This is a genomic window from Mesorhizobium sp. M0998 (assembly GCF_040318885.1).
In the GTDB taxonomy this organism is placed as follows: domain Bacteria; phylum Pseudomonadota; class Alphaproteobacteria; order Rhizobiales; family Rhizobiaceae; genus Mesorhizobium.
In genome coordinates this window covers 77785-89862 of record NZ_JAMYND010000015.1, presented here as the reverse complement: position 1 = coordinate 89862, position 12078 = coordinate 77785, and the positions used below count along the sequence as shown (strand labels likewise).

Below are 12078 nucleotides of genomic sequence, written 5' to 3'. Positions count from 1 at the left end.
CGATCGTAATTTGACGCCATGCCGCACAATCACGACCACGACAACGAGCTTGATCCTTTTGCGGCGCGGGTGCGCGCGCTGGAGACGATTCTCACCCGCAAAGGCCTGATCGATCCGGCGGCGATTGATGTTATCGTCGACACCTATGAGACCAAGATCGGGCCGCGCAACGGCGCAAAGGTGGTGGCGAAGGCCTGGGTTGATCCCGGGTTTGCCGCATGGCTGAAGCGTGATGCGACGGCGGCAATCGAATCGCTCGGCTACACCGGCCGGCAAGGCGAGCACATGCAGGCGGTGTTCAACACGGCCGACACGCACAACCTCGTCGTCTGCACGCTATGCTCCTGCTATCCGTGGTCGGTGCTCGGCCTGCCGCCGGTCTGGTACAAGGCGCCGCCCTACCGTTCGCGCGCAGTGATCGATCCGCGCGGCGTGCTCGAGGAATTCGGTCTGACCTTGCCGGCGAGGACGACAATCCGGGTGTGGGATTCGACCGCCGAGCTGCGCTATCTGGTGGTGCCGATGCGCCCCCGGGGTACGGAGGGCTGGGATGAGGCAAGGCTCGCCGATCTGGTGACGCGCGATGCCATGATCGGCACGGCGTTGGTGCGGGAACCGGCATGAACGGGCCGCAGGATCTCGGCGGCCAGATGGGTTTCGGGCCGGTCGCGCCCGAACCTGACGAACCCTATTTCCATGCCGATTGGGAAAGGCGGGCGCTGGGCGTGACGTTGTGCGCCGGCGCCATGGGCGCCTGGACCATCGACGAGAGCCGGCACGCGCGGGAATCGCTGCATCCAGCGGATTATTATGCCTCCAGCTACTACCAGATATGGATCAAGGCGCTGGAGGTGCTGCTCAAACGCCATGGTTTCGTCAGCGACGGGGACCTGACTACGGGCGACGCAGTCGACCCGGCAGCGACACCCAAACGGGTGCTGAAGGCTAAGGACGTTCCGGCGGTGCTGGCCAAGGGCGGGCACTGCGATCGGCCTGTCGCCGCGCCTGCGCGGTTCAAGGCGGGCGACCCCGTGCGAACCAAGAACTTTCATCCGACCGGCCACACCAGGTTGCCGCGCTATGCACGCGGCAAGCGAGGCGTCGTCGAGGCTGTGCGCGACGGCTTTGTCTTTCCCGACACCAATGCGCACGGCCAGGGCGAAAACCCGCAATGGGTCTATACGGTGGCCTTCACCGGCGGCGAAATCTGGGGCGAGGGCGCCGATCCGACACTCGTCGTGTCGATCGATGCCTGGGAGAGCTACCTTGAGCCGGCGTGAGACGGGCTCAGTCGCCGCCATGCTGCCCGCCGGTTTCGAGGCGCCTGTGTTTGCCGAGCCGTGGCAAGCAGAGGCCTTTGCCATGACGGTAGCACTGCACGACAACGGGCTGTTTTCGTGGAGCGAATGGGCGGATGCTTTGTCGGCAGAGGTGAAGCGGCCGGGCGCCGCGCGCGACGGTCACGATTACTACGAGCACTGGCTGGCAGCGCTGGAAAAGCTGCTTTTGGCCAAGGGCGTTGCCGGAAAGCGCGACGTCGATGCGCTCGCCGCTGCCTGGGAACGCGCCGCGCATGCAACGCCGCATGGCAAGCCGATCCAGCTGGAGAACGATCCACAGCGGGCCGGGTAAGCTGCGGTCGCCTGGCCTTGTTCTCTTTACGTTCCTGTTCGTCACTGATAGCCTGACCCTGTCGCAGCGGCGTGATTGCCGGCGATGAAAATTGATGGTGACGGCAGTCACCTTGTCTTTCCCTCGCGAATCCGGTCTGTCGCGCTGATGGAATTCTCCCCTCAACAGGACGAAGCGCTGAAGGCGGTGGCCGGCTGGCTGAAAGCCGGCAAGCCGCAGCTGTTCCGGCTGTTCGGCTATGCCGGCACCGGTAAGACGACGCTGGCGCGCTATTTCGCCGAGCATGTCGACGGCCAGGTGCAGTTCGCCGCGTTTACGGGTAAGGCGGCGCAGGTGCTGCGTTCCAAGGGCGCGGTCAATGCCCGCACCATCCATTCGCTGATCTACCGGCCGAAGGGCGAAGAATCGGTAGCGGACGAGGTAACCGGCAAGACATCGATGTCGCCGACATTTTCGCTCAACCGGCAGAGCCCGATCTCGCGCGCCAAGCTCGTCGTCATCGACGAATGCTCAATGGTCGACGAGCAACTCGGCCGTGACCTGATGAGCTTCGGCACGCCGATCCTGGTGCTCGGCGATCCCGGCCAGTTGCCGCCAATTTCCGGCGGCGGCTTCTTCACGGACCATGAGCCGGACATTCTGCTCACCGAAATCCATCGCCAGGCGCGAGACAACCCGATCATCCGGCTTGCGCTCGACGTGCGCGAGGGCCGCGAGTTCATGCGCGGCGACTATGGCGCGGCGCAGGTGATCGGCAAGGAAGACGTCACCCAGGAACTGGTGCTGAAGGCGGACCAGGTGCTGGTCGGTACCAACCGCACGCGCCGCCGTTATAACCAGCGGCTGCGCGAGCTGAAGGGGTTCAACGCCGATTATCCGCAAGCCGGCGACAAGCTGGTCTGTCTGCGCAACGATCCGGCCAAGGGACTGCTCAACGGCTCGCTGTGGAAGGTGATGACCTCGTCGCGCGAGACGGTCAAGCCCGGCATCAATCTGCTGGTCTCACCGGAGGAAGACGACCCGGATCGCGGCGTCGCCAAGATCAAGCTGCTCAAGGCCGCATTCGAGGATCCCGACGCCGACATTCCCTGGCAGCAGAAGAAGCGCTTCGACGATTTCGATTACGGTTACGCGCTGACCGTGCACAAGGCGCAAGGGTCGCAATGGAACGAGATCGTGCTTTTCGACGAAAGCTGGGCATTCAAGGAAACTCGCCAGCGTTGGCTCTACACCGCGATCACGCGCGCGGCCGAACGGCTGACGATCGTCCGATAGGGCTGTCAGGTCCGTCGTATCAGCGCTGGGCGATCGGTCTGGCGTCAAGCCATTCCCAGGCGGCGGCTTCGTCCTTGGCCTCGAAATGCCGGAGTTCGATAGGCAAAGAGGCAGGCAAAAAGGCTCTTGCCTCCGGTATCCAGTTCGGCTCACCGATCGCCGCGCAGCGGCCGATATGCTCCACGGCATGAGCTATGCCCTGTTCGATCGTCTCGTCCGATACGTCGGCCCAGTCGACACCCTCATGGTCGATCAGGCGCACCAGCACGTCGATTTTCGGATGCAGCGCATAGGCCGCCTCCAGCAATCCGAACAGGTTTTCGGCGTCAGCCGCTGCGACATGGCCGACGACATCTATGGCGAAAAGATCTTCGCGATCGGTGTCGATGCGGCGAACCGCCGGCACGGCCTCGAGAAAATTCAACAGGGAACTCCTTGGGCTCGATTTTCTTCGCACACCTTGGAACACCTGAAACCCTCTGTCTGTTCCCGTTAAAGGCGGTATAGATGCGCGCCAAGATCAGCCTGGAGCCGTGCAAATGCCTGCAAAGCTTTCCGTCAACCTTAATGCCATCGCCATGCTGCGCAACCGACGCGACCTGCCGTGGCCAAGCGTGACCGGGCTTGGACGCATTGCCCTTGCTGCCGGCGCGCATGGGCTGACGGTGCACCCGCGACCCGACGAGCGGCACACCAGGCATTCCGATCTGCCTGAGATCAGGGCGCTGATCGACGACGAGTTCCCGAATGCGGAATTCAACATCGAGGGCTATCCGACCGAGGATTTTCTGGCGCTTGTGGAAAAGCATCAGCCGGAGCAGGTGACGCTGGTGCCGGACGACCCGGCGCAGGCGACTTCCGACCATGGCTGGAACTTCGCCGCCGAGGCTGCGTTCCTGACACCGGTCGTCAAGCGCCTGAAGAAGGGAGGCTTTCGCGTATCGCTGTTTTCCGATCCGGATCCCGCTGGCGTGAAAGCCGCTCGCGACACCGGCGCCGACCGGATCGAACTCTATACGGGTCCATATGGCAGCTATCATTCCGATTCGGCAAAAGCGGCGAAGGAATTGGAGAAATTGGGAAAAACGGCGGATGCCGCACTGGCTGCAGGGCTCCAGGTCAATGCCGGGCACGACCTTGTGGTGAGCAATTTGCCGGCGCTGGCCAGGCGCATCCCGGCATTGGCCGAAGTCTCGATCGGACATGGGTTGACAGCCGATGCGTTGGAGTATGGCATGGCCGCAACGGTCAGGCGGTTTCTGAAGGCTTGTGGCTGGTAGAGAAAGGCGAGCCGATAGGCCATGCGTTCCCGGCACGGCAGCGCGTCCTTTCCATCCCGCAGCATAGAGCGCCGCACGTCTATGGGAGTGTCGTCCATGGCCCTTGCCCACGCTGGTAGCGAGGCAGAACCCATCGAACAATCCAGCCACTCCAAGGCCGAGCAGCACAGCACCAGAGTTTTGATGCTGGGCGCGTTGGGCGTGGTTTACGGCGATATCGGCACGAGCCCAATCTACGCGTTTCGGGAAGCGCTGCACGCATCGTCGGGACCGGTAGCGCGCAACGACGTCCTTGGCGTGCTGTCGCTTATCGTCTGGGCGCTGACGATCATCGTCACGATAAAGTACGTCGCTTTCGTGCTCAGAGCCGACAACAAGGGTGAGGGCGGCACGCTGTCGCTGATGGCACTTGCGCGCAACGCTTATCCAAAGGGAGCCCGGTTCATTCTGGGGATCGGACTTTGCGGCGCGGCGCTGTTTTTCGGCGACGCCATCATAACGCCGGCCATCTCCGTGCTTTCGGCGGTCGAGGGCCTGGAAGTGGTGACCCCGACGCTGGAAACTTATGTTGTTCCGATCACGCTGATCATCCTGGCAATGCTTTTTGCCGTGCAACGCTTTGGCACCGGCAGGGTGGCGGCCGTGTTCGGACCGGTGACGGCAGCGTGGTTCCTGGCGATCGGTGCCGCCGGGGTCTACCATCTGCTGGACGACCCGTCGGTCCTGCTGGCGATCAATCCCTATTACGCGGTCGCTTATCTGGCCAATACGCCCACCGGTGCGTTCGTCACGGTCGGGGCTGTGTTCCTGGCGGTCACCGGGGCCGAAGCCCTTTATGTCGATCTCGGCCATTTCGGCCGCAGGCCGATCGTGCTGGCGTGGTTCTCCGTGGTGTTCCCTTGTCTGCTCCTCAACTATTTCGGACAAGGCGCGTTCGTTCTGGCCAACGGCGGCAAACCCACCAATCCATTCTTCCAGATGCTGCCGGATTGGGCGCTAATGCCCATGGTTGGGCTGGCCACGGCAGCGACGGTGATCGCCAGTCAGGCGGTGATCTCCGGCGCTTTCTCGCTGACGCGGCAGGCGGTGCAGCTCAATCTGCTGCCACGTATCGAGGTGCAGCATACTTCCGAGATGCAATCCGGCCAGATCTACATGCCGCGGGTCAATCTGGTGGTCGCGCTCGGCGTGATGCTGCTGGTGGTCGGCTTTGGCAGTTCGAGTTCGCTGGCTTCCGCCTATGGCATTTCGGTGACTGGCGAAATGCTGATGACAACCATCCTGTTGTTTGTGGTGATGCGGTTCCGGTGGAAATGGCAGCTTGCACTGGCAGCCGCGCTCACACTGCTGTTCGGCACGATCGATACTGGATTTTTCCTCGCAAACGTCGTCAAGATCCTCGAAGGCGGGTGGGTGTCGATCACGGTCGCCTGCGGCATGGGGCTGATCATGTCCACATGGATACGCGGCACCCGCTATTTGTTCGACAAGACGCGCCGGAACGAGATCCCGCTGGATTTCCTCGCCGGCAATCTGCTGAAGAAGAAGCCGCATCTGGTGTCGGGCACCGCGGTGTTCCTGACGAGCGATCCGCTGAGCGCGCCGACCGCGCTGATGCACAGCCTGAAGCACTACAAGGTGCTGCACGAGCAGAACGTCATCCTTTCGGTGGTGACGGCACCGCAGCCGGTTGTGCCCGACAGCGAGCGCGTCAAGATGGAAATGGTCAACGAGCTGTTCATGCGGGTGACGCTGACCTTCGGCTACATGGAGCAGCCCAACATCCCGCGTGCGCTGGCGATCTGCCGCAAACAGGGCTGGAAGTTCGACATCATGACGACGTCCTTCTTCCTGTCGCGGCGCTCTCTCAAGGCCTCGCCCAATTCCGGCATGCCGGTCTGGCAGGACAAGCTGTTCATCGGGCTGGCGCGCTCGGCGGCCGATGCAACGGAATATTTCCAGATCCCGACCGGACGCGTCGTCGAGATCGGGACGCAGGTGGCTATTTAAAAACGTGTCCGTTGCGACATTCCAGGTGGTCTGCCGATCGGACTGAGTCTGCCAAGTCGTGGAGGGCTCGCAATATCGGGACGGAGCCATTACGTGACGGCACTTGATATTGCAGCGCAGCAAGCGTAGAGCACCGCCCGCTTACCGGAGTGTCGTCCATGGCCCTTACCAATGCTGGTAACGAGGCAGAACCTGTCGAACAATCCAGCCATTCTGAGGTCGAGCAGCACAGCACCAAGGTGCTGATGCTGGGCGCGCTCGGCGTGGTTTACGGCGATATCGGTACCAGCCCGATCTATGCATTTCGCGAGGCGTTGCACGCATCGGCCGGTGGCAACGTCGCCAACCGTGGCGACATCCTTGGCGTGTTGTCGCTGATCATCTGGTCGCTGACGATCACCGTCACCATCAAATACATCATGTTCGTGCTCCGCGCCGACAATCGAGGCGAGGGCGGGGTGCTGTCGCTGATGGCGCTGGCGCGCAACAGTTTCCCGACCCGCTCGGCGGTGATCCTCGGCATCGGCATCGTCGGCGCGGCGCTTTTTTTCGGCGACGCAGTCATTACGCCGGCGATCTCGGTGCTATCGGCGGTCGAAGGTATGAACGTCGTCACGCCGACATTCCAGCCCTATGTGGTGCCACTGACACTGGCCATCTTGGCGATCCTGTTTGCGGTACAGCGATTCGGCACCGGCGGCGTAGGTTTGGTGTTCGGGCCAGTCACCGCGCTGTGGTTCCTGGCCATCGGCCTTTCCGGCATTAACCACATCATCGCCGATCCGGAAATCCTGCTGGCGATCAGCCCGCATTACATCGTGTCGTTCCTGGTCAACTCGCCCGATGTCGCCTTCGTCACGGTTGGTGCGGTCTTCCTCGCCGTCACCGGCGCCGAGGCGCTCTATGCCGACCTCGGCCATTTCGGCCGCAAGCCGATCGTACTCGCCTGGCTGGCAATCGTGTTTCCTTGTCTGTTGCTCAACTATGTCGGGCAAGGCGCCTTCGTGCTGGCAAATGGCGGCGTTGTCGGTCATCCATTCTTCGAGATGAACCAGGGCTGGACGCTTATTCCGATGGTCGTGCTGGCGACGGCGGCGACCGTCATCGCCAGCCAGGCGGTGATCTCCGGCGCTTTTTCGCTGACCAGACAGGCGGTGCAGCTCAATATGCTGCCGCGTTTCGTTATCCAGCATACGTCGGAAAAACAGTCGGGCCAGATCTATCTGCCGCGCATCAACCTGATGCTGGCGCTGGTGGTGATGTTGCTGGTGGTCGGCTTCGGCGAATCCAGCCGCCTGGCCTCGGCCTACGGCATTTCGGTGACCGGCAACATGCTGGTGACGAATGTGCTGCTTTTTGTTGTGATGACGCGCATCTGGAAATGGCCGCTCGGCGTCGCGATCGCCTTGATGGCCGTGTTCGCCTTCGTCGATACCGGCTTCTTTGCCGCCAACATAGTCAAGGTGTTTGAAGGTGGCTGGGCATCGCTTGCCATCGCCGCAGTTATCGTGATGACTATGTGGACCTGGATCCGCGGCAGCCGCTATTTGTTCGACAAGACGCGCCGGAACGAGATCCCGCTGGATTTCCTCGCCGGCAATCTGCTGAAGAAGAAGCCGCATCTGGTGTCGGGCACCGCGGTGTTCCTGACCAGCGATCCGCTGAGCGCGCCGACCGCGCTGATGCACAGCCTGAAGCACTACAAGGTGCTGCACGAGCAGAACGTCATCCTTTCGGTGGTGACGGCACCGCAGCCGGTTGTGCCCGACAGCGAGCGCGTCAAGATGGAAATGGTCAACGAGCTGTTCATGCGGGTGACGCTGACCTTCGGCTATATGGAGCAGCCCAACATCCCGCGTGCGCTGGCGATCTGCCGCAAACAGGGCTGGAAGTTCGACATCATGACGACGTCCTTCTTCCTGTCGCGGCGCTCTCTCAAGGCCTCGCCCAATTCCGGCATGCCGGTCTGGCAGGACAAGCTGTTCATCGGGCTGGCGCGCTCGGCGGCCGATGCAACGGAATATTTCCAGATCCCGACCGGACGCGTCGTCGAGATCGGAACGCAGGTGGCTATCTGAGCAAACGGCCGTGCCCTTCGAAGGGCACGGCCATTTGTCAGGCTCAGCTCACCAGAGCCGCCTTGTTTGCTTCAAGAAATTGCTTCAGCGGCCGCGGCTTCCTGCCGGACAGCGTCTCGATCGCGTCCGTCACCATGCTGATGCGGCCGGAGCGTGTGTTGGTGTCGAAGGAAACGATGACAGGCGCGAAACCTTCGGGGACGCCGGCTGCCTTCAATCCCCCGGTCAGCGCTTCGTCCGAAAGCTGGACGACCTCGATCGGCTTGCCGGTAACTTCGGTGACGAGGGCTGCAATCTCGGCCATCGTGTGGGCCTTGGGGCCGGTCAGCGTGTATGTCGTGCTTTCGGTTCCGCTCGAAGCAAGGCTGGCGGCGATCGCCGCGGCCATGTCGTCGCGCGCGCCATGGGCAATGCGGCCGTCTCCGGCGGATGTGTACCACTGCCCCGACGCGATGGCGTGCGGCAGCGCCATGAACAGGTTCTCCTGATACCAGCCGTTGCGGAAGATGGTGTAGGGGATACCGCTCGCCTTGATCGCCTGCTCGGTGCCGTGGTGATCAGGCGCAAACAGTACCGGCGATCCTGGCTCCGGACTGGGCATCGACGTGTAGAGCAGATGCGAAACGCCGGCGCTTTTTGCTGCGGCGACCGCAGCCTCATGTTGCTTCAGGCGCTTGCCCGGAACGGCGAGCTCGTTTGTCGAAATGATCAGAACCCTGCCCGCACCGGTAAATGCACTGGCCAACGACGTGGCGTCGTCGAAGTCGACTGCCCGGATGGTGACGCCTCGGGCTGCCAGATCGGCCAGATTTTCCGGGTTGCGGGTGGCGGCGATGATGCGCTGAGGGGAGACCTTGAGCGTGTCAAGCAGATGATTAATGACGCCGCGGCCAAGCTGGCCGGAGGCGCCGGTGACGAGAAGGGTGTCGGTCATGAGATGTCCTGACGTTGCGCCGGAGCGGCGGGTGCATATGTTAGTCTCAAAAAGAGACCAGCACTAAAATAGGAATTGACCCATCCTCGTAAAGAAGGCAGTTTTGCGGGAGGTAGGCACACCCAGGGAACCAGCCATGGACGGCAAGATCGTCAATCTGAGATCGAAGCTCGAGATATACAAAGCAGGCAGCGGTGGCGGAAACCTTGCGGATTGCCCGGTTCGCGACGTGATCCAGGGCATAAGCAATAAATGGAGTTCACTGTTGATGGAGGCCTTGGCCGAGAAGCCGTACCGCTTCGGCGAATTGCGGCGGCTGGTGCCCGATATTTCACAGCGCATGCTCACCCAGACGCTGCACGATCTGCAGCGCGACGGCTATGTGCATCGCCAGGTGTTCCCGACCAAACCGCCGAGCGTCGAATACAGCCTCACCGATCTCGGGCGCTCGATGTTTGGACCCTTGCATCAGCTGATCCAATGGGCCGAGCTCAATCACGGCGCTGTACGCGAGGCACGGAAGGTTTTCGATGCTGCCGAAGGCTGAGCCCCCAGGCCGAGACGGCGGCTTGATTTAGCGGCGGTGCTGAAGGATTGTCCGGCCCGGGTTGGGGCGGGCAGATGGGCAATTCTCTGGACATCGCGATTGCCGGCGCCGGGCCGGCTGGACTTGCCGCCGCGCTCTATCTCACGCGCGCCGGACATAGGGTCATCATCTTCGAGCGCTTCGACCAGCCACAACCGGTCGGGTCCGGGCTGATCCTGCAGCCGACCGGGCTGACGGTGCTTGCCGATCTCGGCCTGCTCGATGACATTCTGGCGCTGGGCAGCCGCATAGACCGCCTGCATGGTGCAGATGCCAAGACCGGCCGCACAGTGCTCGACGTCCGCTACGATGCCCGGAGTGGCGGCCGCTTCGGGCTGGCGGTGCACCGCGCGGCTCTGTTCGGCGTGCTTTTCCGCGCCGCCCGGCGCCAGGCGCTCACCATTGAGACAGGTATCGAGCTCGAGACGCTGGAAACCGGCGAGCGGGCAACATTGATCTGCGGCAACGGACAACGGATAGGGTCGTTCGACCTGGTAGTGGATGCCAGCGGTTCGCGCTCCAAACTGCGGCGGTGCGTGAACAATCCGGGCGAACCGCGATCGCTCGCCTATGGCGCGTTCTGGGCATCGCTTGGCTGGCGCGGCGAGGGTTTCGACGAGCACGCGCTGCTGCAGCGCTACGACAGCGCGAGCGTGATGATCGGCGTGCTGCCAATCGGCCGGCCCGAGCCGGATGCCCAGAAGATGGCGGCATTCTTCTGGAGCCTCAAGCCGGCGGATGCCGAGCGCGTCTGGGCGGCAGGTCTCGAGGCATGGAAGGCGAGATTGGTCGGGCTGTGGCCTGAATGCGCGGCCTTCATCGACCAGATCGACAGTTTCGAGCAGCTCTCGCTGGCGCGCTATGGCCATCACACGATGAAGACGCCAGCCGGACGGCGATTGGCCGTTATCGGCGACGCGGCCCATTCAACGAGCCCGCAGCTCGGCCAGGGCGCGAACATGGCGCTGCTCGATGCAGCCGCGCTCAACTACGCACTAATAGGAACGGACCGTATCGATACTGCACTGGAGGCCTATGTCCGGACACGGCGATGGCATGTGCGGGTCTTCCAGGCGCTGTCGCTGGTGCTGACGCCGTTTTATCAATCGGACTCGATTGTGATGCCGTTCGTCCGCGACAGGCTGGTGGCGACGCTGGCAAAAGTCCCGCCGGCGCCGCAGTTTCTTGCTTCCATGGTTACAGGAACGGTGCTCAATCCATTCAAGCCGATAGGGCTTGCGGAAGCGCTGTGGCCGGATCGTTTTGGCGGATGATTTCCGAAAGGTGCGAACCCTTAGCCTGCAAGAATGCATGGAGGCGTTGCGGATGATCGGGAGCGACCGCGCCCTTCACGGATGGGCGTTTGCGCAACGCCTCGCGCCACACCTGGACATGCGGCTTTCCGTCCAGGATGCCGAAATCGCCGATCCGGTCGAAGGCGTCGAAATAGCGAAAAATCGGGCCGTAGACCGCGTCGACCAGTGAAAAGCGCTCGCCGTCGAAGCATGGCCCAGCCGCGCCGTTCGCCAGTTCCACTTCCAGGCGATCGAACATTGCTGCCAGAGCCCCGCGTTCGGCGATGAAGGCGGCTTCGGTGAGAGCTGAATAGAAGCGGCCGATGGCATTGAGGATTGCCGAGCCGAACTCGATCCAGGCGCGATGCCGGGCACGGGCGTAGGGGTCGGTGGGATGCAGCGGATTGGGCTGGGTTTCCTCGAGGAATTCGAGGATGACGAGCGATTCGAAGATCACCGTTTCCTGGCCGTCATGCTCAACGCGGAGCAGCGGCACCTTGCCGAGCGGCGATATCGCCTTGAACCAGGCAGGCTTGTTGGCGAGATCGACCGTGATGCGTTCGAACGGCACGCCCTTTTCGCGAAGCGAAATCGCCGCGCGCTGCACATAGGGGCAAAGATGATGGCTGACGAGAGTGAGCTTGTCGGTCATCTCACTCCCCCCAGACATAGTTCAAAGCACCGTCCTCGACGCGGGTGGAGAGGAACATCAGGCGGGAGCCCTTCGGCGCCGGGCCTTCGAGGCGATCACCGTTCGCCATGTCGAACGAGGCGCCGTGCCACTGGCAGACGAGCTTGCCGTCCTTGCAGTCGAGCGGGCCACCGAAATGCAGGCAGACGTTGGCGGCGGCGCGGATACGCTCGCCGCTGCGGTAGACATGGACCTCGCGGCCGAAAAACGGAGCGATGAGGCTGCCTGTTTCCGGAATGTCGGCGATCTTGCAGATTTCATGCTTCATCGGAATTGCCTCTCGTGATTGATGCGATT

13 protein-coding genes are annotated in these 12078 nt (G+C 62.5%); 9 read left to right on the top strand and 4 right to left on the bottom strand.

The features are described from left to right. The first annotated feature begins 18 nt into the window (after positions 1 to 18). The 4 genes from nthA (at position 19) to NKH59_RS16545 (ending at position 2907) form a co-directional block, all read left to right on the top strand. The gene (nthA, locus tag NKH59_RS16560; protein ID WP_352501008.1) at positions 19 to 624 is read left to right on the top strand and encodes a nitrile hydratase subunit alpha; all 606 of its coding nucleotides are present in this window, start codon (positions 19 to 21) and stop codon (positions 622 to 624) included. Then, on the top strand, positions 621 to 1280 hold the full coding sequence (gene nthB / locus NKH59_RS16555; RefSeq protein ID WP_352539578.1) for a nitrile hydratase subunit beta: 660 nt from the start codon (positions 621 to 623) through the stop codon (positions 1278 to 1280). Before nthA ends, nthB begins: the two co-directional genes overlap by 4 nt. 19 nt (positions 1281 to 1299) lie before the next feature. Beyond that, a complete protein-coding gene (locus NKH59_RS16550; RefSeq protein WP_352539758.1) occupies positions 1300 to 1632 on the top strand; it encodes a nitrile hydratase accessory protein in 333 nt (110 codons plus the stop codon). 147 nt (positions 1633 to 1779) lie between these two features. Continuing rightward, the gene (locus NKH59_RS16545) at positions 1780 to 2907 is read left to right on the top strand and encodes an ATP-dependent DNA helicase (RefSeq protein ID WP_023720791.1); all 1128 of its coding nucleotides are present in this window, start codon (positions 1780 to 1782) and stop codon (positions 2905 to 2907) included. Between the two features lie 19 nt (positions 2908 to 2926). Here NKH59_RS16545 and NKH59_RS16540 read toward each other — a convergent pair whose 3' ends face one another. Beyond that, positions 2927 to 3331 carry a SpoIIAA family protein gene (locus NKH59_RS16540; RefSeq protein WP_352450052.1) on the bottom strand — a complete coding sequence of 135 codons (405 nt, stop codon included), beginning with the start codon at positions 3329 to 3331 and terminating at the stop codon, positions 2927 to 2929. 115 nt (positions 3332 to 3446) lie between these two features. Between NKH59_RS16540 and NKH59_RS16535 the strand changes: the two genes are divergently transcribed. The 3 genes from NKH59_RS16535 to NKH59_RS16525 all read left to right on the top strand — a co-directional run bounded on the left by NKH59_RS16535 (position 3447) and on the right by NKH59_RS16525 (position 8275). After that, positions 3447 to 4187 carry a pyridoxine 5'-phosphate synthase gene (locus NKH59_RS16535; RefSeq protein WP_352539579.1) on the top strand — a complete coding sequence of 247 codons (741 nt, stop codon included), beginning with the start codon at positions 3447 to 3449 and terminating at the stop codon, positions 4185 to 4187. Between the two features lie 96 nt (positions 4188 to 4283). Then, positions 4284 to 6197 (top strand): potassium transporter Kup, encoded by a 1914-nt coding sequence (locus tag NKH59_RS16530; RefSeq protein WP_352539580.1) that lies wholly within the window; start codon positions 4284 to 4286, stop codon positions 6195 to 6197. A 158-nt stretch (positions 6198 to 6355) separates the two neighbouring features. Further along, the gene (locus NKH59_RS16525; protein ID WP_352539581.1) at positions 6356 to 8275 is read left to right on the top strand and encodes a potassium transporter Kup; all 1920 of its coding nucleotides are present in this window, start codon (positions 6356 to 6358) and stop codon (positions 8273 to 8275) included. Between the two features lie 43 nt (positions 8276 to 8318). Here the strand turns inward: NKH59_RS16525 and NKH59_RS16520 are convergent, their stop codons facing one another. Then, a complete protein-coding gene (locus NKH59_RS16520; protein WP_352470195.1) occupies positions 8319 to 9209 on the bottom strand; it encodes an SDR family oxidoreductase in 891 nt (296 codons plus the stop codon). 136 nt (positions 9210 to 9345) lie between these two features. On the opposite strand from NKH59_RS16520, the gene NKH59_RS16515 reads away from it, so the two are divergent. Then, a complete protein-coding gene (locus tag NKH59_RS16515) occupies positions 9346 to 9756 on the top strand; it encodes a winged helix-turn-helix transcriptional regulator (RefSeq protein WP_352466906.1) in 411 nt (136 codons plus the stop codon). Between the two features lie 74 nt (positions 9757 to 9830). Beyond that, positions 9831 to 11069: an FAD-dependent oxidoreductase gene (locus NKH59_RS16510; protein WP_352539582.1), complete on the top strand. Its 1239-nt coding sequence runs from the start codon at positions 9831 to 9833 to the stop codon at positions 11067 to 11069. On the opposite strand, the gene NKH59_RS16505 is transcribed toward NKH59_RS16510, so the two are convergent. Together NKH59_RS16505 and NKH59_RS16500 are read right to left on the bottom strand one after the other, a co-directional pair. Next, positions 11017 to 11742: a glutathione S-transferase family protein gene (locus NKH59_RS16505; protein WP_352539583.1), complete on the bottom strand. Its 726-nt coding sequence runs from the start codon at positions 11740 to 11742 to the stop codon at positions 11017 to 11019. The genes NKH59_RS16510 and NKH59_RS16505 overlap by 53 nt on opposite strands. A 1-nt stretch (position 11743) precedes the next feature. After that, positions 11744 to 12049 (bottom strand): Rieske (2Fe-2S) protein, encoded by a 306-nt coding sequence (locus NKH59_RS16500; RefSeq protein ID WP_352470198.1) that lies wholly within the window; start codon positions 12047 to 12049, stop codon positions 11744 to 11746. Positions 12050 to 12078: the final 29 nt, after the last annotated feature.